Genomic DNA, 23,783 nt, shown 5'->3' with positions numbered 1-23,783 from the left:
TCCTCAACAGTAAGCGGTGTTGGTGGGAAGAACTTCAAACTACATAACCTCCATCATTGCCATGATCGCGAATGCGAGCGCCAGCGCAGTAGCCAAGGCTAACACTGCAGTCGGCACCCTCAATCCACGCTGGTACGTTGACCACACTCCGCCTGCGAGCACACCCGCCAACACGAAGAGGCCAAGCACTCCCATACTTGCTGGAATGCCTCCCACCTACAACGCACCCTTTGTCGACGGCACACCCGTAATCTTTGGGTCTGCATCCACTGCAGCTCGCAAACTGCGGGCCACAGCCTTGAATTCGGCTTCCGTAATGTGGTGCGGATCGCGACCATAGCGCACATTCACGTGCAAGGTCATTCGGGAGTTATACGCAAGCGTCTCAAAGAAATGACGGTTTATCACCGTGGCGTAGTGTCCGCCGATGACCTGCCAATCCATATGCTCCGGCTCACCGTTCATCACAAAGTACGGACGCCCAGACAGGTCTACAACTGCCTCAACGAGCGTTTCGTCCATCGGCAACAGCATCGAGCCAAAGCGGCGGATGCCACGCTTGTCCCCGATCGCATCCAGCAGGGCCCACCCGAGCGTGATGGCGGTGTCTTCCACCGTGTGGTGGGCATCGATCTCCGTGTCGCCTTTCGCCTTCACCGTGAGATCGAAAGCACCGTGCGCCCCGAATGCGGTGAGCATGTGATCGAAAAACGGCAATCCGGTGTCAATGTCAGTCACGCCTGTGCCGTCGAGATCGATGGACACAGTGATGTCGGATTCAGACGTCTTCCTGTGTGCGGTCCCTACCCTATTCGCCATGAAGTACCTTTCTTGCTGCCTCTAGGAAGGCATCGTTTTCGCTATCAAGTCCAACCGTCACTCGCAGGTGACCTGCGACGCCAACGTCACGAATGAGTACGCCACAGTCGAGGAACTGCTGCCACGCTGCATGGGTCGAAGTGGCGTCGCCAAACGGGCCGAAGAAGATGAAATTCGACGAGCTCGGCACAACCTTGTAGCCCATCTCTTCCAGCGCTGCTTGCACGCGCACGCGCTCCTGCGCCAACTTGTCAACCGTCGCGAGCGTGTCCCCGGCGTGCTTCAGCGCCACGCGTGCAGCGACCTGGGAGAGCACCGAGAGGTGGTACGGCAAGCGAACCAGCATGACGGCGTCGATAAACGCCGGTGCTGCAACGAAGTACCCTAGGCGCGCGCCTGCGAAATCGAACGCCTTCGACATCGTGCGCGACACAACGAGCTTCTCTGGATACGTTGCCAGCAGCGTCGTTGCGGACGGGGAATCCGAGAACTCAGCGTACGCCTCGTCAATAATCACGATGCCAGGTGCAGCCTGAACAATCTTTTCGATGTCTTCGAGTGCAGTCTCACCGCCAGTTGGATTGTTCGGCGTAGTGATAAAGATGACGTCCGGCGCGTGCTTTTCGACGGCCTGCACAGCCTCCTGCACATCGATATCGAAAGATTCGTTGCGATCAATCGGGATAAACTCGGTTTGCGTGCCCGCCGCAAGGATTGGGTGCATCGAGTAGCTAGGCACGAACCCCATGGCACTGCGTCCGGGGCCACCAAAAGCTTGCAACAGCTGCTGCAAAATCTCGTTCGAACCGTTAGCAGCCCAAATGTTGTCTTTGCTGACTTGAACCCCCGTCTGCTTCGACACGTATGCGGCCAAGTCTTCCCGAAGCAACACGGCGTCGCGCTCTGGGTAGCGGTTGAGCGACCGTGCCGCAGCTTCAACCTCGGCAACCAGGTCCTGAATCAACGCCTCAGAGGGCGGGTACGGATTCTCGTTGGTGTTCAGCGCGACAGGCACTTTCAACTGTGGGGCGCCGTATGGGTTCTTTCCTTGCAGCTCGTCGCGAAGTGGTAGCGATTCGAGCGTGACGCCCTTCGCGATCGTCGAGGGATCAGTAAACATACTTACTTAGCTCCGTTTCCTCGTGCCTTAATGGATTCACCGTGTGCAGGAAGCTGCTCTTCCGCAGCCAGCACCATGATGTCCTCAGCAATTTCCGCCAACGCTGCCTTGTCGTACTCGATGAGATTGACAGGCTTCAGGAACGTCAGGGTGGACAGGCCGGGGTTGAAGCGCGCCGTCCCGGATGTCGGCAAGACGTGGTTCGAGCCAGCCGCATAGTCACCGAGTGGGACCGGTGAGTATGGCCCGACGAAAATTGCGCCCGCGTTTCGAACTCGCTCCGCAACCGCGCGAGCATCGCGCGTGTGCACCTCCAGGTGCTCTGCTGCGTAAACGTCTGCGACTGCGACAGCCTTCTCAATATCATCGACCAGGATGATGCCGGACTGCTTACCGCCCAGCGCAGTAGAGGCGCGCTCAGCGTTGAGCGTTTCCTTCGAGCGCTGCTCAACGAGTTGGCCGACTTCCTGCGCCAGGGCCTCTGAGTCGGTGATAAGCACACTAGCTGCTTGCTCGTCGTGCTCTGCCTGCGAAATCAGATCGAGCGCCACGTATTCCGCATTCGCGCTATCATCGGCGATAACCGCGATCTCGCTCGGGCCGGCCTCCGCGTCAATGCCCACCGTGCCGTTGACTACACGCTTCGCGGCAGCAACGTAGATGTTCCCCGGTCCGGTCACCATATCAACTGGTTCCAGGCCGTGGGCATCATCGCCGTACGCCAGCAATGCAATCGCCTGGGCTCCACCGACTGCCCACACTTCATCGACGCCGAGCAGCGCGCACGCGGCGAGCGTCGTTGGGTGCGGCCAGCCGCCGAACTCCTCCTGAGGAGGAGTGCAGACCACCATGCTGTCCGTCCCCGCCTCCTGCGCAGGAATCACGTTCATGAGCACGCTCGAGGGGTACACCGCCTTTCCACCTGGAACATAAAGTCCCACGCGCGAAACAGGAATAAATGTCTCGGTGACAGTTGCGCCATTCGCAAGCGTCGTAGTGTGTGGCTGCGGCTTCTGTTCAGCGTGTACCTTGCGAATCCGCTCGATCGCGACTTCAAGCGCGGAGCGCAGCGCAGGATCAAGCTTGTCGACGGCCTCTTTGATCACCTCCGACGGCACCCGCACGGATGCTGGACGGATCCCGTCGAACTTCTCTCCGTATTCGAGTGCCTTTTCGGCACCGCCTACGCGAACCTCTTCAACGATCGGCGTAACTGCGGGAAGCACGGCATGGACATCAACGCCACCACGTGGCAGTGCCCTGCGAAGTTCGGCGGTCGTTGGGGTTGTCCCCCGGAGGTCGGTAACTCTCAGCATTTTCGTGTCTCCCAGATTCAACAAATGAGCACAATACGTACCGCAGCCATTGTATTCTCCGACAGGCGCGAAAAAGCTGTTCAGGCCAAAAAAGGCGTCACCCCAGAGCTTTCACCAAGGGAATAAGGTAGTTCACACTATTTCGGGGGTGTCGACTGCGCGGATCACCATCCTCGACCACGCGACGAGTCCTGTGGCGAATGGAGCGAGGCACAACGCCACTCCCGGGGCAACTATCGGAAACACGCTTAAGCGTTGACCGTCCTGGAAGCCGTCTGCATGCTCAGGCAAAGCTGTGAACCAGCCCGAGACCATTCCGCCAACCGCCAATACAACGTATCCGGCGAGCGCGGCAACGATGAGCTGCCAGACAAACCATGCGAGCTGGCCCCCGCCTCGACGCGCTCGACCCGCAGCACCGACAACCAACCCGACTACCAACAACACCACCGCTAGCCAGCCGAGTCCAGCAAACTGCGCATTCTGGATCGTTTCCGTTTCATCGATCATGAACGATCCATCCGACACAACGGTCACTATCGGGGGACGCAACCACGCCCACGCTGCCCCACCGATTACACCGCTGACAAGCCCAGCGAAAAGGAGGCCGGCGCCAGCGTGGATCGTGGCGCGCGGCCTGGAGTCGAGCTGCTGTGCTAGTTGCACAGCTTCCAGCGACCGTCTTCGTGCGTGAAGAGCTGGGTCTGGGTCTTTTCGCCCTCGGAGTTATTCGACTTCACTGTCGCCGAAGCATGGTTGCCATCAACGCGGACGTCGCTCAGAGAAATTTCGGTCTTCGGGATCTCAATCGCCTGACCGGCCTCTTCCTGCATACGGGCAGCCTGCTCAATCACCTCGAGAGAAACGCCTTGGCGCTCCATCTCTTCCAGTGCGGGTTCGGTGATCTTCTTACAGGAGTTATCCAAGATGACGCGCGTCCACTTTTCGAAGGACTCCGGGTTCGTCACCTTGCGAACCACTTCCTCCATTTCCTTGCGCTGCTCTTCAGTGCCTTCTTTACCGCCCTCGATTGGCTCGAAGGTTGGAACAGCGAACTCTCCGTCCTCAAACGGATTCGCAATCGTTGGGATCGCACCGGGCTCCCCTTGTGCCTCCGTCTGCTTTTTGTCGTCGGACTTCTTCTCGCCCTTTTCGTCCTTCTTCGGCTCTTCCTTCGCCGAATTCTCGGCCTTATCTTTCTCGGAAGCCGCCGAATTCGGAGCGCTGGCAGCGGTGGACAGTCCGCCGCCCGCGGTCTCGTCATCAGAGCCACACGCAGTCAATGACATTGCCAATGCAACAACGGCAGCTGCAGCAACCTTGGAACCAGTGGTGGAAATCCTCACGACGTATCTCTCCTTACAGCGACCAGCACAACGGTTGTACCCGGCCTGTTACGTTAAAAATCGTTGATGCCAATTTTAACCACTCGTTTCTGCTGGCCCAATTACGCTCCGGTACAAAGTATCTGAACACTCTCTGTGAACTCGTTGTAAACGCCCACCCCCTCTCCACCGTGAGACAGGTAACATAGGCACACATGCACCTGTCCGTGGATCAGATCACGATCACTGCGATGGATTTACTCAGGTCATATGGCTTAGCCGATGTGTCAATGCGCAGGATCGCCAAGGAGCTCGACGTCGCACCGTCAGCGCTGTATTGGCATGTGGCAAGCAAACAGGACCTTGTGGCTCGCCTGGCAGAGCACATCGTTGCGCCCCTCACAACCTCCTCCTCACCAGCCACATCCACGAGTGAAGCAGCCAGAATGCTCCGTAACTGCCTGCTCAGCATTCGAGATGGTGCTGAGGTGACGGTCACAGCGGTAGGCAATCCGGAGTCTCCGATACACTCCCAACTCCAGCGCTTTTTCATCACATCATTGGCTATGGAAGTCGAAGGGGCGTCGACACCTCAGCTCCGCGCAACCGCCGATGCTCTCCTACACCTAATCCTTGGCAGTGCCCTCGTCCAGCAAACTGAATCCCAGCTGGTAGCGGCTACGAATGCAAGCGAAACGTTGCCACAATCACAGACCATTGAGAGGGACGACTCGTTCGCATTTTCCGTCGATCTCATCATTCGCGGGCTGCAAGCGGGCCGCTGATTGCCAGGCTGATGAGGGTTTCGCAATGCGGGAACCCCCGGGGGTGCACTATGGTGATTCCTTATGATTCAAAGCTCTACTTCCCCAAAGCCCGCGAACGATATCGTCGTGTGGCCTGGTTCCCCATACCCGCTAGGTTCTACCTATGACGGTGCCGGAACAAACTTCACGCTCTTTTCAGGAGTTGCGGAGAAGGTTGAACTTTGCCTTATCGACGACGAAGGCGCCGAAACTCGCATCGAACTTGAAGAGGTAGACAACCACGTGTGGCACGCCTACCTTCCAGGAATTACACCTGGACAGCGCTACGGCTACCGCGTCCATGGTCCGTGGGATCCAGCGAACGGCAAGCGCTGCGACGCGAACAAGTTGCTCGTCGACCCCTACGCGCGCGCTTTCGACGGCGAGTTCTCACAGCATTCTTCACTGTTTTCCTATGACATCAACGCAGACGCTCCCGGAACGGGCCGCAACGAAGAAGACTCGCTGGGCCATACGATGCTCTCTGTCGTCATCAACCCGTTCTTCGACTGGGGCGATGACCGCGCACCACGCATCCCGGATGAGGAAACCGTCATCTACGAATGCCACGTCAAAGGCATGACCCAGACGCACCCTGACGTACCCGAAAACCTCCGCGGCACCTACGCAGGCATGGCACACCCAGCAGTGGTCAATTACCTCAAGGATCTGGGTGTGACGTCTGTCGAGCTCCTGCCTGTCCACCAGTTCTTGCAGGATGGGCGTCTGCGCGACCTTGGTCTGCGTAACTACTGGGGTTACAACACCTTTGGCTTCTTTGCCCCCGAAAACAACTACGCAGCTGCTGCACAGCCGAGCGACGCCGTCGCCGAGTTCAAGGGCATGGTGCGGGCGTACCACGAAGCAGGCATGGAGGTCATCCTTGACGTCGTGTACAACCACACTGCTGAAGGCAACCACCTCGGCCCCACCATTGCTTTCCGCGGCATCGACAATGAGGCCTATTACCGACTCGTGAACAACGACAAGTTTCACTACATGGACTACACAGGCACCGGAAACTCGTTCAATGTCCGCGACCCTCACTCACTGCAGCTCATCATGGACTCTTTGCGTTACTGGGTCACCGAGATGCGCGTCGATGGTTTCCGTTTCGATCTAGCTTCGACCCTTGCGCGTGAGTTCTCTGACGTCGATCGTCTGGCAACGTTCTTCGACCTGGTCCAGCAGGACCCGGTTGTCTCCCAGGTCAAGCTGATCGCCGAGCCGTGGGATGTCGGCGAAGGCGGCTACCAAGTTGGTAACTTCCCTGCACTGTGGAGCGAGTGGAATGGTAAGTACCGCGACACAATGCGCGACTTCTGGCGTGGTGAACCAGCGACACTTGGTGAGTTCGCATCGCGGCTGACCGGTTCTTCGGACCTGTACCAGCACAACGATCGCCGCCCAACTGCGTCAATTAATTTCATCACTGCACACGACGGCTTCACGCTCAATGACTTGGTTTCCTACAACCACAAGCACAACGAGGCCAACGGTGAGGACAACCGCGACGGCGAAAGCCACAACCGCTCCTGGAACTGTGGCGTCGAGGGCCCGACGGATGACCCCGAGGTGAATCAGTTGCGCGCCCAGCAGCGTCGCAACTTCTTGACGACGCTCCTGCTCTCCCAAGGCACGCCCATGATCTCCCATGGAGACGAGCTGGCCCGTACCCAGGGTGGCAACAACAACGTCTATTGCCAGGACAACGAGATTGCGTGGATGGATTGGACACAGCTCGACGACAGCGAACAGCTGCACGAGTTCACCAAGCGCCTGATCGCTATCCGCAAGGCCCACCCGGTCTTCCGCAGGCGCCGGTTCTTGGAAGGCGGCGCGCTGGGCACGGATGCTGTCGACCGCGAAATCGCCTGGTTGGTGCCGTCCGGCGAGCTGATGACGCAATCCGACTGGGACTTCGCGTTTGGCAAGGCACTGATGGTTTACTTCAATGGCGACGCCATCGCAGAACCGGATGCTCGCGGTCAGCGTGTGCGAGACGATTCATTCATTCTGATGTTTAACGCCCACTACGAAGACATCGAATTCACGCTTCCTCCACAGGAGTTCGGATCAAGCTGGGAGGTGCTCATCGATACAACTGAGAAACTTGGCTACCCGGCGAGCACGCTGACAATCGGCGCCTCGGAGACCACAGTCGTCCCGGCGCGCTCTACAGTTGTGCTGAAGCAGGTAGGTGCCCCGGTTCGCGAGGACGCCTAACTCCAGGGGCTTGACCGCCGTCAGTTTCATGTCCGGTGGGTGAGTAGTATGTGTGCTACCCGCCTACCGGATTTTTGATTGGAGCCATACGCTGTGATTACTGCTTGCCGTGCGACGTTGAGTGTTTCGAATACGGAGCTGGTCGTCACCCCAACCCCCTTGGAGGCGGCGCTGGCTGGCTCCAGCGAGCCCACGCGCATTCCGATAGAGGCAATCACAAAGGTTGACTTGACCGAAGGCGATGACTGGAGCACGGGCACCGTCAGTATCACGTGTAGCGACATCGTTGTAAACGTTGTTTTTGCGCCTGGCGCGGGCGCTGCGATGCGCGAGCTCGAGGATGCTATTTCTGCTGCGCAGCGTGGCGACGCCCCGACGCAGGACGCGCAGCGAGGCGGTTCAAGCGGTTTGCCTGGCTTTGATTTCGTTGCGTTTGATGTGGAAACCGCCAACCAGAGGTGGGGTTCTATCTGTCAGATCGGTGCGGTGAAAGTCATTGATGGTGTAGAAACTGACCGCGTTTCTTGGTTGTGTATGCCTCCGGAGCAGTGGGCCGAGTTTGACCCCCACAACGTCGCTATTCATGGGATTCGTCGGGAGGACGTGGCAGACGCACCAAGTGTGGCTGACTGTATTGCGCAACTTGTCGAGTTCGCTGCTTCCCTCCCCCTTGTGGCTCACAATGCGCATTTTGATAGCACTGCGCTGTTTCAAGCTGCTGGTGCAGTCGGGATTGATGCGCCACAGGTGCTCTTCGCATGCTCGTTGGCGCAGGCACGCTCGTGCGACCTTGATGTTGAGAACCACAAGTTGCCCACCTTGGCGTCTCACTTCGGCGTGCCGCTGGAGCAGCACCACGACGCCTGCGCGGATGCTGCAGCCTGTGCGGGCATCATGGTTGGCCTGGCCCGTCGGGCGCACTACCAGGGTTCACTTGTTGGGTTTGTCCATGACGCTGGCTTCACTTTGGGCTCGATCGATTCTCATCGGGTGACTCCAGTGCTCAGGGACCGATCCGGCGCGGGCCGTGCACTGCAAGCAGAAAGCATCGCCAAGGGAGGCATGCAGGCAGCTGCCGCTGCAGTTCCTGCACCTGCTGGAAGCAACCAAGCGGGCCCCTCTAGAAAGAGCACGCCGAAGCAGAGCAAGGATCGCAAGCCAGCTCCGTGGCAAGCGGTGGCAACCCCGGACACGGTGCCAGAACCGGCGCTCGATGCTGATGCTTCCTCGCCATTGTTTGGGCAGCACGTCACGCTGACCGGTGAGTTTTCTCCATTTGATAAGGGTGCGCTGTGGCAAGGCATTGCTGCTCAGGGCGGCCAGGTGGGCAAGAACGTGACGAAGAAGACCACCATCCTCGTTGTTGGCGAATGGGGGTCAATGACCTCGAAGGAAAAGCGGGCTCGGCAGCTTATTGAGCAGGGCCAAGACATAGCAATCTGGAAGGCTGATCAATTGCTGGATGCCCTAGGATTGAACGAGCAACCACCGTTTTAAAACTTTTTGGGAACCATCGGCGGGTTTGAACGGTCTAAGTACATATGACTACTCATATGCCCGCTCCGTGCGCCCCTTCAATGCTTGTACCCATTTTCCCCCGTCTGGCCCGACGTTGTGAAATCACGTCGAGTTCTTCGCGTGCGTGGCTCACGCCAGGTTTCGGGGCTTCGACCGCTTACATCAGTTTGGCGCCCGGGTTGGTGTGCGTCTTTGACTCAGATTCGGTGGAGGGCCTGACGCACCAGTCCATTGGCGCGATGGGCTTGACGGTCCATCAGGCGTGGAACTCAGCTGCGCGCATGCTGAGCACCGATCTTCTCGAGGGCCGAGTCACTCTGGACTACGAGCGGGCGGAGGATTCGTTGGGGGAGGTAGTGCCGAAGGGGGTGCAGGTGCAAAGCTCTGCTGGGTATGCGGCGTCTTGGCTCGCTCACCCGCAACTCTTCTCGACGCTCTATGCTCACGTTGATCGCGTACTCATGCCGCACAACGAACTGCTGTTTTATTCCCGCGATCAGCAAGAACTCTTCGTCTTCGACGCCACCTTGGAGGAAGTTCTGGCGTTCGCCAATCCGGAGCACGTCATGCGCTATTCGGTTGGCTTCCCTCTCTCTTGTGATTCTCGCGTCCGCAGCTAAGTGCGTCTTGAGCTACTAGGGTGGCTGGTAACTTCAAGGAGGACGTATTGCAAGCCCCAATTACATCAACCTACCGTCTCCAGCTGCGTGGCCCACAAGCCGATCCGTCGGGTCGCGCGTTCGGCTTCGACCAGGCAGCGCAGTGTCTGCCCTATTTGGAGTCACTCGGTATTTCCCATGTGTACCTCTCTCCTATCTTGCAGGCACTGCCGACATCGAATCACAACTATGACGTCACTGACCCGACTGTGGTCAACCCGGAACTGGGTGGACTACCGGGCTTCCGGCGCTTCGTGGAGGCAGCCAGAAAACTCAACCTTGGCGTGATCATCGATATCGTGCCGAACCACCTGGGTGTCGCTTCCCCGCAGCTCAATAGCTGGTGGTGGGACGTTCTCAAGCATGGTCGCGACTCTGAGTACGAGCGCTACTTCGATATCGATTGGCACGCTGACAACGGGGCGGGCGGGAAGCTCGGCCTGCCGATCTTCGGGAAGGAACACGACGAAGATGCTCTCACGCTGCGCTATTTAGATCAGGACAACCCCGAAAGCGGCATCGTGCTGGCCTACTACGACAACGTATTCCCACTCAAGCCAGGCACCTGCTCTTCCCTCGACGACGATCCGAAGAAGGTCTACGAGCGTCAGTCCTATAAGCTGATGTTTTGGCGCGACGGCATCATTTCTTATCGCCGATTCTTCTCTGTCAACGGGCTTGCGGGCATCCGACAAGAGGACCCCGCGGTCTTTGAACACACGCATGCGATCATCCGCCAACTTGTGGCTGAGGATCTGATTGACGGCGTCCGCGTCGACCACCCGGATGGACTCACGGACCCTTTCGGGTACTTGTCACGGCTTCGTGATGTTGTTGGTCCCGATCGATGGCTGGTCATCGAGAAGATCTTGGAGGCCGACGAGCCGCTCGACCCACGCCTGCGCGTCAACGGCACAACTGGCTACGACGCGCTTCGCGAGCTCGACGGCATCTTCGTCAACCAGACGGCCGAGGATACACTCAGTATGCTTGCACTGCGCCAATCGGGCTCCACGTGGGATCAGGCGGCGCTTGATGCCGCGGCGCTACAGCTCAAGCGTGAGGTGGCAACGCACGAGCTTCAGGCGGAGGTTCGCCGTCTCACGCGCGCTATTCGGCGCGATAACTTTTCGACGGCCGGCTCCGCCGTCTCTGACGAAATCCTCATTGACACCGTCATTGCATTAGTCGCAGCCATCCCCGTCTACCGCGCCGATTACCGATCACTGTCCAGGATTACCGCGACGGTCGTTGCCGATATGGCGCAGCGCTTCCCTTCCCGGCGCGACGCCCTCGACCTCATCGCGGCTGCCCTGCTCGCTGAAGGTGAGGCAAGCACCCGCTTTGCGCAGGTGTGTGGCGCAGTCATGGCAAAGGGCGTCGAGGACACGTTGTTCTATAGGGCGAACCGGTTGGTGGCGCTGCAGGAAGTAGGCGGCGCTCCTGGCCGTTTCGGGGTTGGTGCGGCAGAGTTCCACTTGTTGCAGCAAGAGCGTACTGAGCTGTGGCCACAAACAATGACGACGCTGAGCACCCACGATACGAAGCGCTCCGAAGATACCCGCGCGCGGATGCTGGAGATCGCCGAAGTACCAAACGCGTTTGCGGAGTTAGTGAACACGACGACAGCGCTGTTGCCTCCGCCAGACCACGCCACGGCGCATTTCTTACTGCAGAACATCGTGGGGATTTGGCCCGCGGATGGGGTTGTGACAGAGACGCTTTCGCAACGGTTGCGTGACTATGCGCTGAAGGCGATCCGCGAGGCCGCTCTTCATACCAGCTGGTTCGACCCCGATGAAGGGTACGAGCAGCAGGTACTGGATTGGGTGAATGCGGTATTGGCAGGCCCTGCGACTTCGCTGATTTCGGACTTCGTGGCGACTCTCCACGAGGGGGCCGTCGCGGTATCACTGGGACGCAAGGTGCTCCAGCTTGCCGGCGCTGGCATCCCTGATACCTATCAGGGCATGGAGTTTTTCGAACCCACACTCGTAGACCCGGACAACCGCAGCTTCATCGACTACACAGCGCGTACCCAAACGCTGCATCAGTACCTCGATGCACGGCAGCAACCGCAGTTCAATCTGGGTGACTTCTTGGGCTGCGAGCAAGCCGGTTCGCCGGGCCGGTCCTGGCCCGGCCTATCCGAGTCTGTTGACGCCGCCAAGCAGCTGGTTATCCGTGAATGCCTTACGGCACGAAAGACCACGCCGACCTTGTTTACCGAGGGGAAGCACCGCGCGGTGTTTGCGGTCGGCCCATCCCAGCAGCACTTTGTTGGATTCGCTCGTGAGCACCGGGATACGGCCGAGATTGGCATGATTGCGGTTGCAACCCGAAAGCCCCTTGAACTTGCGCGCCGGGGTGGCTGGGAGGACACCACACTGACGTTGCCGCAGGGGTCCTGGTTCGAGCGGTTCACCGGTAGAGAGTTTCACGGCACTGTCCCGGTCGGTGTCCTGCTCGAGTACCTTCCTACTGCGCTGTTGGAGCGTCGAGAGGCCGTCGAATAGCAACGGTGGGTACACTGTTGTGCCGATGAACACGAAGCACAATGACACAATCGCGCAACTCGGCAACACCTACTTCGCGTGGCTGCGGCAACACGAAGGGGTTGCCGAGGAGTTTCGTCATGCGCTCCACGAGCTCATGATCGACGCCGGTATCAACTTTGACCGCGTCGATGTCCGCATCAAAAGCTGGCCTTCGCTGAAAGAAAAAGCTAAGAAGCGTCGTGGTGGAAAGATTGTGTACCCGGACCCGTGGAACGACATCCGTGACCTCATCGGGGCCCGCATCACCGTGATGCATTCCACCGAAATACCGGCGGTGCTGCGCCTTCTGGCGGATCAATTCGATGTGCTCCGAAGCGTGGACAAGGCACAGGAGACGAGGGTGTCAGGCACGTTCGGATACGGCTCGCACCACCTGGTACTCCAGGTAGGTGAACATAACGAGGAGCTCGAACACTACCGCGGGCAAGTCTTCGAGGTGCAAGTACGGACGGTGCTACAGCACGCGTGGGCGGAGTTCGAGCACGATGTGCGATATAAGCGCTCCCACGGCGAGCTGGACCCACAAATTGATCGCGCGTTCACGCTCGCAGCCGGGCTTATCGAACTTGCGGATCAGCAGTTCGACCAAATCGCAGAGCTGTCCAACCCGCAAAAACAGAGCCCGAGCGCTCCCGATACCGCAGCGGCATTGGCACCAGAGACGCTCCCCGGCGTGCTCACCGTGATCCTTGGGGCGTCGTTTCCCCTGTCCCGCGTTGATGATTACAGATTCTTGCACGAGCTACTCAGCGCCGACGGCATCGAGACAGTCTCTGCTCTCGCGGAGTTAGCGAACCCGGCAGACATCGAAGCCGTGCAGAACACGCTGCAGACGCGGTTCACCCCGGGCCAAGTCAGGCTTGTCGACGACCTCCTGCTGAATAAGTTCGGGCAGGAGCACATCAACCGCACGTGGGAAAGCGGAAACCGGCCATTACTACGCAAACGCAAACTTACACGCAGGCTCACCCAACTCCGTGAGGGCGGTGCCCCGCAAACTAACTCGGGCGAGAACGCCTAGAAGCTGTTGCGTCCCCGCAGGCGGTCGAGCTGCCTGCGCTCTTTCTTCGTCGGACGGCCTGCCCCACGATCCCGTACGGGCAGCGCACCAAACACCTCCGATGCCACAGGAGGTGGGGAGTGGTCTACATAGCAGGTCGTGGCGATTTTCGCCCCGGCGCGCTTCTGCAGCGTCTGGGTGACTTCCAGGTCAAGGTAGCGGTGGTCCTTCCACACCTTGAGCCGATCCCCTGGCACGACTTGTGCTGAGGGCTTGACTGCTTTGCCGTTGAGCTTGGCATGTCCGGCGCGAACCGCCTCTGCGGACAACGAGCGTGTCTTAAAGATGCGGACAGCCCAGAGCCAGACGTCGATCCTCGTCGCGGTGGTATTTGGGCTAGTCATCGTGCTTGTTTAGTAGTTGTCGTGATGGTTTACGATCTTTTGCACCTTGCTCCAGTTGATATAGCCACCAACCACGCCAATGACAAGGCACACGATAAATAGTTGCCACGAACCGGCAATCAGGCCGAGCGCTACACCAGCGCCAAGGCCACCGCCGGCCCACACGACTGCGTTCTTGGAGTAACGGCGTACCGCTTGCTTGCGGGATTCAATCGGATTCGATGGACGAGGCTGCATAGTCATGGTTCACAGTTTAGCGTGCAGATTCAATCCATTGGCGGCCTGCTTCTTCTGCCTCCGCTCGGCCCTGGGTGCTCGCTGCGAGTTGCGCGTCGAGTGCTTCGCGTTGTCCGGGGTCGTGCGCCAGCGTGTACGTGGCGGCGGCGCCGTACTCGACGTTGACAATGTCAAAGCCTGCGTTGCGCAGCTCGGCCTCGATGCGACCTGCCTCCGCGTGCGGCAGATCGACGCGCACGAGTTCCTTTGTACTACGCAGCACCCGCGGTACCAGTGGAAGCGTCTGCCCAACCGAGTCAGAGTAGGCGTGAACCAGCCCTCCTGCACCCAGCTTGATACCACCGAAATATCGGATCACGACAGCGGTGAGGTCAAGCATTTCGGAGCCGTGCAGCATATCGAGCATCGGTTTGCCTGCGGTGCCGGAGGGCTCCCCATCGTCGGATGAGCGTTCGACGGGCAGGGCGTCGTCGACGTTCAGAATATATGCGGAGCAATGGTGACGTGCATCGGGGTAGGTCTCACGGGCCTGCTGGATCAGGGCCCGCGCCTCGGCTTCAGACTGGGTGCGGCCAATCCAAGTGATGAATCGGGATCGTTTGATCTCGATCTCGTGAGTGGTGATGTCACCGGCGGCGGGCAGTTCGTACGATGTGCGCATAGTGCTTCCACTCTAAATCCATTGCGACGGTTATGGTACTTCCATACAGTTGGTGGTATGTCTAGCAAGCACACTCCGATGCCCCAACAATTTGGGGTGTGGGCTCCGAACGCGCACGGCGCGCGCCTGCACCTCCACGACAGCGAAGGGCCCCGCACGCTCGAGATGCAGCGTGACGAGACCCGCCGGGACTGGTGGGTGGTTCCGCGCGAAGTCGCCCAACCCGAAATTGGTGCGCGCTACAGCTTCTCCTTGCTTCGTGACGGCGAGTGGTCACAGCCACTACCCGACCCTCGTTCGCGCTTCCAGCCCGAGGGCGTCCACGGCCCATCAGAGGTGACCAGCAGCACGTTCGATTGGACGGATGATTCGTGGGAAGGCATCGCACTTCGCGACCAAGTCCTCTACGAGCTCCACGTGGGCACCTTCACGCCACAGGGGACGTTCGAGGGGGCCGTCGAAAAGCTTGATTATCTTGCCGAACTTGGCGTCAACTCCATTGAGTTGCTGCCGGTGCAGCCCTTCGCGGGCGCCCGCAACTGGGGCTACGACGGCGTGGACTGGTTCGCCGTGCAGGAATCGTACGGCGGCCCCGAGGGCCTCAAGACCCTTATCGACGCTGCTCACGCCCGCGGTATCGCCGTCATCCTCGACGTGGTGTACAACCACTTCGGCCCCGAAGGTAACTACAACGGCAACTTCGGTCCGTACACAACCGCAGGGCACACCGGCTGGGGTGACGTGATCAACCTGTCCGGTGCCCACTCGGATGAGGTCCGCGCATATGTACTCGACGCCGTGCTCCAATGGCTCGACGAGTTCCACGTCGACGGCCTGCGACTCGACGCGGTGCAGACCTACGACGATCGCCTGGCCTTCTCCATCATGGAGGAAATCAAGAACGTCGCCAACGAAGTTGAAGCTTCCACCGGCATCCCCCGCACCATCATCGCCGAATCGGAGCAAAACAACCCACGGCTCCTCGAGTCCCCGGAGCGCGGCGGCTACGGGCTCGACGCACACTGGCTTGACGACGTCCACCACGGGATCCACACGCTGGTCACCGGCGAGCGTGCCGGGTACTACGCCGACTATGGCACGCTCGAAATCCTGGCGGATACACTGCGCAACGGTTACCGCTTCCGCGAGGACTACTCCGTGTACCGCCAGCGTACCCACGGCAAGGCGCTCGACCTTGACCGCGTCGCACCGTGGCAGATGGTCACCTACACCACCGACCACGACCAGACCGGAAACCGCGCGAAGGGTGACCGCCCGTCGCAGTATCTCAGTGCGCGCAAGCAGGTCCTCAAGGCGGCCGTCGTACTCCTATCTCCATTCAGCCCGATGCTTTTCATGGGCGAAGAGTTCGGTGCACGCACGCCGTTCCCATTCTTTGTCTCGCACAGCGATCCACAGCTCCTGGAAATGACCCGCCAGGGGCGCATGAACGAGTTCGCCCGCATGGGATGGGACTCCTCAGCCGTCCCGGATCCTGCCGCGGAGGAAACGTTTACCTCCGCGAAGCTCGACTGGAACTTCGACGAGGAGCAACGCGAGATCCTCGCGGCGTACAAGAAACTCATCGAGCTGCGCAAGCAGTACCCGATGGCACGCGACGACCTTCGCCAGCTGACCGTAGATCACGGCCCAGCCCAGGGCGCAGACGACGCGTGGCTAACCATGGGTGACCAGGCAGTGCTGGTGGCAAACTTTGGGTCGGAGGGCACCGTCGCCCCAGTGGGCGGAACACTGCTGTACACCTTCGGTGGCGCCGAGGTCTCTGCCGACGAAACCCGCTTAGAACCGTGGGCATTCGCCCTGGTTATGCCGACACAATAAAGTCATACTCTGGTGTGCCTGGCAGGAGGCGTCGACAATCAATGACCGACGCCTCCATCCGCTCAAGCAACGGCTCGAGGTCGCTAGCGCAAGAAAGCTCCAGGCCAACCAGTGCAGCACCGGTTTCTTTGTTGTTCTTCTTCAGGTACTCGAACAAGGCGATATCGTCGTTAGGCCCAAGGATGTCGGTAAGGAACGTGCGCAGCTGCCCTGGCTCCTGAGGGAAGTTCACCAAAAAGTAGTGCTTCAGTCCGCGGTGCACAAGCGAACGCTCCATGACCTCTGCGTAGCGCAACACGTCGTTGTTGCCACCAGAGATGATGCACACCACCGTGCTGCCCGGCTGCAGCTTCATCTGCGATAGTGCCGCCACAGACAGCGCGCCCGCAGGCTCCGCGATGATGCCCTCGTTTTGGTACAGCTCCAGCATCGACGTGCACACCGCGCCTTCTTTGCAACGCAGCAGGTGCGTGCGAGCAAGGTTTTCCTCAATAACAGCGAACGGGAAATCGCCGGTGCGCTTCACAGCAGCGCCGTCCACAAAGGACTCAATTTCCTTCAGCGTTACCGGATGTCCTGCCTCCAGGGCGGCCTCAAGCGACGGTGCGCCCTCGGGCTCAACGCCTACGACCGCAGTGCCAGGCACCATGTCGGACACATAGGAAAGCACGCCAGCCAGCAGTCCTCCCCCGCCGACTGGCACGAAGATGGTGTCCAGCTCGCGGCCCATAACTGACAACTGTGACACGATCTCCGCTGCGACCGTGCCCTGACCGATGACGGTATCGCGGGCGTCGAAAGGCTCGACCATGGTCGCGCCGCGCTCAGCAGCGTCCTTGCGGGCGGCCTCTGCAGCGGCGTCGAACGTGTCGCCTACAACGACCAACTCGATGTTTTCGCCACCGTGCACCAGGATTCGGTCTCGCTTCTGCTTCGGCGTTGGCTTCGGCACAAAAATCTTGCCCTGGATCCCCAACGCCCGACATGCGTAGGCCACACCCTGAGCGTGGTTGCCCGCTGACGCCGCAACGACGCCGGCTGCACGCGCCTCGTCACTGAGCCGTGAGATGCTGTAATACGCACCGCGAATCTTGTAGGAACGAACGTCTTGCAAATCTTCCCGCTTGAGGAAAATCTCGGCACCGTACTGCTGCGACAAACGGGGGCAGTACTGCAACGGTGTCGGCTCAATCACCGCAGAAATCTTCGACTGCGCTGCTTGAACATCTGCGGCGTGTACCGCGTGGAAAGCTGGCTGTTCCTGTTCACTCATAACAGCAAAGTGTATACCGCTGCACCACGTCTAGGTGATACTTTGCAGTAGTCAGTCCAAGCGGTCTAACTATTAAAATCGTCGCTTGTCTGCTAGATTTTCTAGCAACAATTCGTGGAAACCGTAGCATTTCATTGACATTGCTGTGGTTTCGCCTCGAATTCCTATCCTTTCAAACAACTTCAGGAGATTTCATGAAGCGCATTTCCACCGTTGCCGTTGCCGCCGCAACCGCAATCTCGTTGACCGTCGCCCCTGCGTTCGCAGAGGAGAACGCCCCAGCGAAGGACACCACGGCTCCAACCGCCGAGCAGACCCCTGGTGACACCAAGGATCAGAACACCCAGGAAACCCCTGACACCGGCAAGGAGTCCGACAAGAAGGACGAGGAGAAGCCAGGCGAGACCGAAAAGTCAGGCGAGACCGAGAAACCAGGCGACAACAACACGAATCCTGACACCAACAACAACACGAAGACGTCGGGCAGCTCTAAGGGACACGCCCTCGGCGCTTTCGCAGGCATCCTCGCTGCGGTCCTGACCACCGGCTTGATCGTCCTGTCCGACCCGACCGGCCTCAACAAGCTCATCGACATGGCAAATGCTCAGTTCCACCTGGGCCTCGGACACGTCCACGTGCCGAAGGTGTTCTAAGCTTCACCACTACTTCAGACAAACAGGGAGTTGAACGTGAATACACGCTCACTGGTCGCTCTTGCCATTACTACCGCCCTCGGTGGTGCTTGCCTCACGGCAAGCCCACTGATGGCACAAGAGAAGCAAGACACGCCGACCACGCAATCACGTGTTACTGCCACAGAAACAGCACCTGCTGTGACCGTGACGGTTACCGCTTCGCCAGTACCAAAGACCACGGAGCCACGAAAAGCTGAAGGCCCAAGCTCCGAAGCGATCAACAAAGGCATCATGACCGATGAAACTCGCGAGATTTTCAGCTATATCTCGGCTGGCATCGCACTCTTCGTCGGGCTGATTCAGATGATCACCGCGGCGATCAAGGCTATCCCTGGAGCGCAGGACAAACTGAAGTCCATGCTTAAGTAGCTGCGTAGCAAGTAGCGCTAAGGCCGGTGCCCATCTCTTTCCGAGGTGGGCACCGGCCTTAGCGCTTCTGCTACTTCCGATTAGCCGAAGAGCTGACGTGATGCAATCTCCGCGCCCTTCACCAGTGATTCCAGCTTCGCCCAGGCGATCTGGTGGTTCAGGCGCCCACCCAAGCCACAGTCTGCCGAAGCGATAACGTTTTCTGGGCCGACGACCTCGGCGAACTGAACGATCCTATCCGCAACCAACTGTGGGTGCTCGACAGCGTTCGTGCTGTGCGAAATGACACCCGGGTAAATAACGCTGCCCTCTGGCAACGCGTGGTCCTGCCAAACGCGCCACTCATGCGCGTGACGCGGCGATGCCCCCTCGAAGGAAAAGCCGCCAACCTCTGCCCGCAGGATCTCCTCGATAATGTCACCGAACGGTACGTCGGTAACGTGCGGGCCGTGCCACGAACCCCAGCAAATGTGCAGGCGAGTCAGTTCCTTCGGCAAGTCGCGGATGGACTCATTGATGGCGTCGATACGAATACGCAGCCACGCACGGTAGTCTTCCAGGGTCGGCTCGGGATTAATCTGATCCCAGGATTCCGCAAGGTCAGGTGCGTCGAGCTGCACGGTCAAACCGGCGTCGGTAATTGCCTTGTACTCGTGTGCCATCGCAGCAGCACACGCCTGTACGACTTCTTCGTCGGTGTTGTAATACTCATTCTTCAGACGGGCGGCGGAGCCTGGCGAAAGTGCTGCGACAAACCCCTGCGTGGCACCGGCGCGATCCATGGAGCGCTTCAGCAGTGCGACGTCCGTCTCAACTTCCTGCTGGCCAATGTAGGTAATCGGACCCGTGAACTTCGGGTTACCAACCTTCGCACGGCCAGTGAAAATGCCGGAGTGCGGGTCGGAGTACGCCTCGGAAAAGAGTGCGCGGTCTCGGCGATCAGCGAAGCTGGTCAACTCAATGTTTCCAGGCGTGGAACGCTTGATCTCCTGCGAGGCCCAGCGGTCCTCGTCGGTCATGGTCAGTCCACCAAGACGAGAGAAAGAGTAGTTCCACCAAGCACCGTAGTCGACCGCGCCAGAGGTGATGTGACCGTACTCACCCTCGTTGATGATGTCGATGCCCAGATCAACCTGGCGCTGCACCACGTCGTCGATCGCGCGCTCAAGGATCTCCTTAAAGTCCTCGTCGTTGATTTGCTGCTCCGAACGAAGTTGGTTCGCTTCGAGCAGCTCAGGGGTGCGCGGCAGGGACCCAACATGTGTTGTCAAAATCTTGTGCTCGGACATATATTATGCTCCACTCATTCGCCTCTTAGCTGGTATTGATTCCAACGACAGAGTGTAGCCAAGCTGATTTTCACACCGGGGAATATATTCACTCCCCTCCACTAGCCGAGGATCCCAACCCCCATCGTCGCCTTCAGATCGCCCATTAAGCTCGCCGAACGCTCCACCCGCAGATGGTCGCCTAACACCATCATTTGCGTCTCGTCGCCATGTACAAGGTTCAGGTACACATCCGAGTCGCCCGGGTTGTTCTGCAGCACGCCCTTCAAACGCTGGATATTATCCACAGTGCACTGCTCGGTGCGAAGCGTGAGACGCAGTGGCAGCCCAGCACCGTTGCCAGGCCCGAGCTCCGGCGTTTTGACGTCGTCGCCGAACAGGCTCATGCGTTCGTCACGGATCGAGACGTGCGCCTTCACAAGGATGATATTGTCTTCCACAATTTGTGGCGCAACCAGCGAATACACCTTGTTAAACAGCAACACGTCAACGGAGGCGCCGTGGTGATCCTCAATCGTGACGATCGCCCAAGGGGAACCGTCCTTCTTCGAGAAACGCCGATCGACCGAAGAGATCAGACCGCCAATCGTTACCTCGGCGCCGTTTCGCAATTCGCCGGAGAGGATCGTCGTTAACTGAGTATCGGTCTGTGCGTCAATTGCTTCCTCGAAGCCGTCAAGCGGGTGGCCCGAGACATACAAGCCCAGCATCTCACGCTCGAGAGCAAGTTTGTGTTTCTTGTCCCACTCCTCATCCGGGATCTGCAGCGCAAACGCGTTGTCAGCAGCAACAGCGTCGTCACCTCCGAAGGAGGCGAACAGGTCGAACTGCCCCTTGTCAGCAGCCTTCTTCGTGGTAAGCACAGAATCGACGGCATCCTCCTGGATGAGCATCAACCCCTTACGCGGGTGACCAAGCGAGTCGAACGCACCGGCCTTAATTAGAGATTCAGTAATTCGCTTATTACATGGCAGTAGGTCAATCTTGTCGAGGTAGTCAGAGAAGCTCGTGAACTCGCCCTTCGTCCGGCGTGTCTCCTTAATCGACTCAACAACTTCGACGCCGACATTACGCACCGCCGCGAGGCCGTATCGAACGTCCTCGCCAACAGCCATAAAGTTCTCTTCGGAAGCATTAATATCTGGCTGGAGCACGGAAATGCCAAGGTGGCGGCAGTCGGAAAGGTAGATCGCCGACTTGTCCTTCTTATCGCCCACCGAGGTCAACAACGCTGCCATGTACTCAGCGGTGTAGTTCGCCTTCATGTACGCCGTCCAGTAGGACACTAGCGCGTAACCTGCAGCGTGAGACTTGTTAAACGCGTACGAGGCGAACGGCTCAATAATCTGCCACAGTGCGTCCATCGCGCTCTTGGAATAGCCGTTGTCCTGCATCCCCGACCAGAACTTCTCGTACTGCTGCGCCAGCACCTCTGGCTTCTTCTTACCCATGGCCTTACGGAAGCCGTCTGCCTCACCAGCGGTGTAGTTCGCAACCTTTCGGGAGATCTCCATGATCTGCTCCTGGTACACGATCAAACCGTAGGTTTCGTCCAGGATGTCCTTCAGTGGCTCCTCAAGTTCCGGGTGGATGGCCGTAATCGGCTTGCGGCCATTCTTGCGGTCCGCGTAGTCCCAGTGGGCGTTCATGCCCATCGGGCCTGGGCGATACAGCGCGAGCGAAGCGACGATGTCCTTAAAACCAGTCGGGCCCATGCGCTTGAGCAGCTCTTGCATGCCACCCGAGTCCAGCTGGAACACGCCAAGCGTATCGCCGCGAGAGAGCAACTCGTATACCTTCGGGTCATCAGTACTCAACGACTCAAGGTCGATGGTCTCGCCGCGGTTCTTCTTCACGTTTTCCAGTGCGTCGCCAAGCACGGTGAGGTTTCGCAGGCCAAGGAAGTCCATCTTCAGCAAGCCGATGGCCTCACACGCTGGGTAGTCCCAACCAGTAATGATCGCACCGTCGGCAGGCCGCTTCCACATCGGGATGTGGTCCATCAAAGGTACCGACGCCATAATCACGGCACAAGCGTGCACGCCTGCCTGGCGCACAGTACCTTCAAGGCCACGCGCAGTCTCGTAGATGCGGGCTACATCCGGGTCAGTCTCAATCATGGAGCGCACCTCGGTCGCCTCGTTATACCGCGGGTGCTCCGGATCCGTAATACCTGCCAGCGGAATGTCCTTCGCCATGATCGCAGGAGGCAACGCCGCGTTAATACGGTCCGCCATCTGGAAGCCAGGCTGGCCGAAGTTCACCTTGGCCGAGTCCTTAATAGCCTGCTTCGTCTTAATCGTGCCGAAGGTAATCACCTGCGCGATCTTGTCCTCGCCCCAGCGCTCTGCAGCGTACGTGATCATTTCCCCGCGGCGGCGGTCGTCGAAGTCGATATCAATATCAGGTGCCGACGGCCTCTCCGGGTTCAAGAACCTCTCGAAGAGCAGGCCATGCTCCATCGGGTCAATGTTCGTGATGGTCAGCGCGTACGCCACAAGCGCACCCGCCGCGGAGCCACGGCCCGGCCCGACGCGAATGCCAACCTCACGCGCATGCTTGATCAGCTCGGCAACGATGAGGAAGTAGGACGGGTAGCCCTTCATATCGATGACGTCGATCTCGTAGTTCGCGCGCTCGATGTACTCCTCCGGCACCTCCCGGCCCTCGAAGCGCGCCTGCAAACCACGCATCACTTCCTTGCGCAGCCACGTTGTTGGGGTCTCCCCTTCCGGCACGTCAGCCACCGGCATCCGGTCGTGCGGATGTTCCTCCCACAGCTCGCTGTAGTCACCGACACGCTCCGCAATCCACAGGGTGTTATCGCAGGCGTCAGGCACCGTAGAGTCCCACAGGTCGCGCATCTGCTCAGCTGACTTGATGTAGTAGCCGGTGCCGTCGAACTTAAAGCGGTCCGGGTCCATCAGCGTCTTGCCGGTCTGCACACACAACATGGCCTCGTGCGCCGGCGCCTGGGACTCCAGGACGTAGTGACAGTCGTTCGTCACCAGTGGCGGAAGATCGAGCTCCTTGCCGATGCGCAGCAAGTCATTACGTACGCGCTGCTCAATATCCAGACCGTGGTCCATGAGCTCGAGGAAGTAGTTATCACGCCCGTAGATGTCCTGCCACATCGCCGCGGCCTCAAGAGCCTCACGGTACTGGCCAAGCCGCAAACGGGTTTGCACATCACCCGACGGGCACCCCGTGGTGCCGATGATGCCGTCGGCATGTTCGGCGACGAGCTCCGCATCCATGCGCGGCCACTTACCAAGCTGCCCCTCGTACGAAGCCAGCGACGAGAGCTTGAACAGATTGCGCAGGCCGGTCGCGTTTTCTGCCAGCATCGTCTGGTGCAGATACGCACCGGAGGCGGATACATCGTCGCGCTTCTGGTCAGGGGTGCCCCACAGCACGCGCTTCTTATTCAGGCGCGACTCCGGCGCCAAGTAGGCCTCGATGCCAATGATCGGCTTCACCCCCGCGTCCACCATCTGGCGGTAAAACGCGTTCGAGCCGAACATATTACCGTGGTCAGTCATGCCCACCGCGGGCATTCCCTGGCGCACAACCTCCTCCGCAAGCATGTCAACTTTCGCCATGCCGTCGAGCATCGAAAACTCGGTGTGGTTATGCAGGTGGACGAAGGAAGATTTTTTGGCCATG

21 protein-coding genes are annotated in these 23,783 nt (G+C 59.2%); 9 read left to right on the top strand and 12 right to left on the bottom strand.

Annotation, left to right across the window (positions count from 1 at the left end):
• Nucleotides 1-39: 39 nt before the first annotated feature.
• From HMPREF3170_RS11755 to HMPREF3170_RS07285, 6 genes are all read right to left on the bottom strand, one after another.
• Nucleotides 40-216: a hypothetical protein gene (locus HMPREF3170_RS11755; RefSeq protein ID WP_168156151.1), complete on the bottom strand. Its 177-nt coding sequence runs from the start codon at nt 214-216 to the stop codon at nt 40-42.
• Nucleotides 217-819 (bottom strand): imidazoleglycerol-phosphate dehydratase HisB, encoded by a 603-nt coding sequence (gene hisB / locus HMPREF3170_RS07305; protein WP_070478835.1) that lies wholly within the window; start codon nt 817-819, stop codon nt 217-219.
• Nucleotides 809-1,939 (bottom strand): histidinol-phosphate transaminase, encoded by a 1,131-nt coding sequence (locus HMPREF3170_RS07300; RefSeq protein ID WP_070478834.1) that lies wholly within the window; start codon nt 1,937-1,939, stop codon nt 809-811. Before HMPREF3170_RS07300 ends, hisB begins: the two co-directional genes overlap by 11 nt.
• A 2-nt stretch (nt 1,940-1,941) precedes the next feature.
• Nucleotides 1,942-3,255 carry a histidinol dehydrogenase gene (gene hisD, locus HMPREF3170_RS07295; protein ID WP_070478832.1) on the bottom strand — a complete coding sequence of 438 codons (1,314 nt, stop codon included), beginning with the start codon at nt 3,253-3,255 and terminating at the stop codon, nt 1,942-1,944.
• Nucleotides 3,256-3,387: 132 nt separating this feature from the next.
• Nucleotides 3,388-3,921, bottom strand: coding sequence for a hypothetical protein (locus HMPREF3170_RS07290; protein WP_070478830.1), 534 nt, complete (start codon nt 3,919-3,921; stop codon nt 3,388-3,390).
• The gene (locus HMPREF3170_RS07285; RefSeq protein WP_070362246.1) at nt 3,912-4,601 is read right to left on the bottom strand and encodes a hypothetical protein; all 690 of its coding nucleotides are present in this window, start codon (nt 4,599-4,601) and stop codon (nt 3,912-3,914) included. Before HMPREF3170_RS07285 ends, HMPREF3170_RS07290 begins: the two co-directional genes overlap by 10 nt.
• Nucleotides 4,602-4,795: 194 nt before the next feature.
• Between HMPREF3170_RS07285 and HMPREF3170_RS07280 the strand changes: the two genes are divergently transcribed.
• The 6 genes from HMPREF3170_RS07280 to HMPREF3170_RS07255 all read left to right on the top strand — a co-directional run bounded on the left by HMPREF3170_RS07280 (nt 4,796) and on the right by HMPREF3170_RS07255 (nt 13,368).
• Nucleotides 4,796-5,365: a TetR family transcriptional regulator gene (locus tag HMPREF3170_RS07280; protein ID WP_070478828.1), complete on the top strand. Its 570-nt coding sequence runs from the start codon at nt 4,796-4,798 to the stop codon at nt 5,363-5,365.
• Between the two features lie 63 nt (nt 5,366-5,428).
• On the top strand, nt 5,429-7,612 hold the full coding sequence (gene glgX, locus HMPREF3170_RS07275; protein ID WP_070478826.1) for a glycogen debranching protein GlgX: 2,184 nt from the start codon (nt 5,429-5,431) through the stop codon (nt 7,610-7,612).
• Between the two features lie 93 nt (nt 7,613-7,705).
• Entirely contained in the window at nt 7,706-9,109 is a 1,404-nt protein-coding gene (locus tag HMPREF3170_RS07270) for an exonuclease domain-containing protein (protein ID WP_070478824.1), read from the top strand.
• Nucleotides 9,110-9,336: 227 nt separating this feature from the next.
• Nucleotides 9,337-9,750, top strand: coding sequence for a hypothetical protein (locus HMPREF3170_RS07265; RefSeq protein ID WP_141742243.1), 414 nt, complete (start codon nt 9,337-9,339; stop codon nt 9,748-9,750).
• Nucleotides 9,751-9,797: 47 nt separating this feature from the next.
• Nucleotides 9,798-12,305: a malto-oligosyltrehalose synthase gene (gene treY / locus HMPREF3170_RS07260; protein WP_070478820.1), complete on the top strand. Its 2,508-nt coding sequence runs from the start codon at nt 9,798-9,800 to the stop codon at nt 12,303-12,305.
• Nucleotides 12,306-12,330: 25 nt separating this feature from the next.
• Nucleotides 12,331-13,368 carry a GTP pyrophosphokinase gene (locus HMPREF3170_RS07255; protein WP_070478818.1) on the top strand — a complete coding sequence of 346 codons (1,038 nt, stop codon included), beginning with the start codon at nt 12,331-12,333 and terminating at the stop codon, nt 13,366-13,368.
• Here HMPREF3170_RS07255 and HMPREF3170_RS07250 read toward each other — a convergent pair.
• The 3 genes from HMPREF3170_RS07250 to HMPREF3170_RS07240 are packed head-to-tail and all read right to left on the bottom strand — an operon-like array spanning nt 13,365 to nt 14,649.
• On the bottom strand, nt 13,365-13,751 hold the full coding sequence (locus tag HMPREF3170_RS07250) for an RNA-binding S4 domain-containing protein (RefSeq protein WP_070478816.1): 387 nt from the start codon (nt 13,749-13,751) through the stop codon (nt 13,365-13,367). The two genes, HMPREF3170_RS07255 and HMPREF3170_RS07250, sit on opposite strands and share 4 nt — an antisense overlap.
• 9 nt (nt 13,752-13,760) lie before the next feature.
• Entirely contained in the window at nt 13,761-13,994 is a 234-nt protein-coding gene (locus HMPREF3170_RS07245) for a hypothetical protein (RefSeq protein ID WP_070362240.1), read from the bottom strand.
• A 10-nt stretch (nt 13,995-14,004) separates the two neighbouring features.
• Entirely contained in the window at nt 14,005-14,649 is a 645-nt protein-coding gene (locus tag HMPREF3170_RS07240; RefSeq protein ID WP_070478815.1) for an IMPACT family protein, read from the bottom strand.
• Nucleotides 14,650-14,706: 57 nt separating this feature from the next.
• On the opposite strand from HMPREF3170_RS07240, the gene treZ reads away from it, so the two are divergent.
• Complete coding sequence (gene treZ / locus HMPREF3170_RS07235; protein ID WP_070478814.1) at nt 14,707-16,491, top strand: malto-oligosyltrehalose trehalohydrolase; 1,785 nt, start codon at nt 14,707-14,709, stop codon at nt 16,489-16,491.
• Here the strand turns inward: treZ and ilvA are convergent.
• The gene (gene ilvA / locus HMPREF3170_RS07230; protein WP_070478812.1) at nt 16,475-17,764 is read right to left on the bottom strand and encodes a threonine ammonia-lyase IlvA; all 1,290 of its coding nucleotides are present in this window, start codon (nt 17,762-17,764) and stop codon (nt 16,475-16,477) included. The genes treZ and ilvA overlap by 17 nt on opposite strands.
• 194 nt (nt 17,765-17,958) lie before the next feature.
• Here ilvA and HMPREF3170_RS07225 point away from each other — a divergent pair, with 194 nt between their 5' ends.
• Both HMPREF3170_RS07225 and HMPREF3170_RS07220 read left to right on the top strand, forming a co-directional pair.
• Nucleotides 17,959-18,417 carry a hypothetical protein gene (locus HMPREF3170_RS07225; protein WP_070478810.1) on the top strand — a complete coding sequence of 153 codons (459 nt, stop codon included), beginning with the start codon at nt 17,959-17,961 and terminating at the stop codon, nt 18,415-18,417.
• A 36-nt stretch (nt 18,418-18,453) separates the two neighbouring features.
• On the top strand, nt 18,454-18,828 hold the full coding sequence (locus tag HMPREF3170_RS07220) for a hypothetical protein (protein WP_070362235.1): 375 nt from the start codon (nt 18,454-18,456) through the stop codon (nt 18,826-18,828).
• A gap of 80 nt (nt 18,829-18,908) precedes the next feature.
• Here the strand turns inward: HMPREF3170_RS07220 and HMPREF3170_RS07215 are convergent, their stop codons facing one another.
• Both HMPREF3170_RS07215 and dnaE read right to left on the bottom strand, forming a co-directional pair.
• Nucleotides 18,909-20,117: a cobalamin-independent methionine synthase II family protein gene (locus HMPREF3170_RS07215; RefSeq protein ID WP_070478808.1), complete on the bottom strand. Its 1,209-nt coding sequence runs from the start codon at nt 20,115-20,117 to the stop codon at nt 18,909-18,911.
• Between the two features lie 101 nt (nt 20,118-20,218).
• Entirely contained in the window at nt 20,219-23,782 is a 3,564-nt protein-coding gene (gene dnaE, locus HMPREF3170_RS07210; RefSeq protein ID WP_070362233.1) for a DNA polymerase III subunit alpha, read from the bottom strand.
• Nucleotide 23,783 lies beyond the last annotated feature (1 nt).

The sequence above is a fragment of the Corynebacterium sp. HMSC08D02 genome (assembly GCF_001807505.1).
Taxonomy (GTDB): domain Bacteria; phylum Actinomycetota; class Actinomycetes; order Mycobacteriales; family Mycobacteriaceae; genus Corynebacterium; species Corynebacterium pseudogenitalium.
Note: the sequence above shows the minus strand (reverse complement) of the source record. Positions and strands in the feature narration are given on the sequence as shown.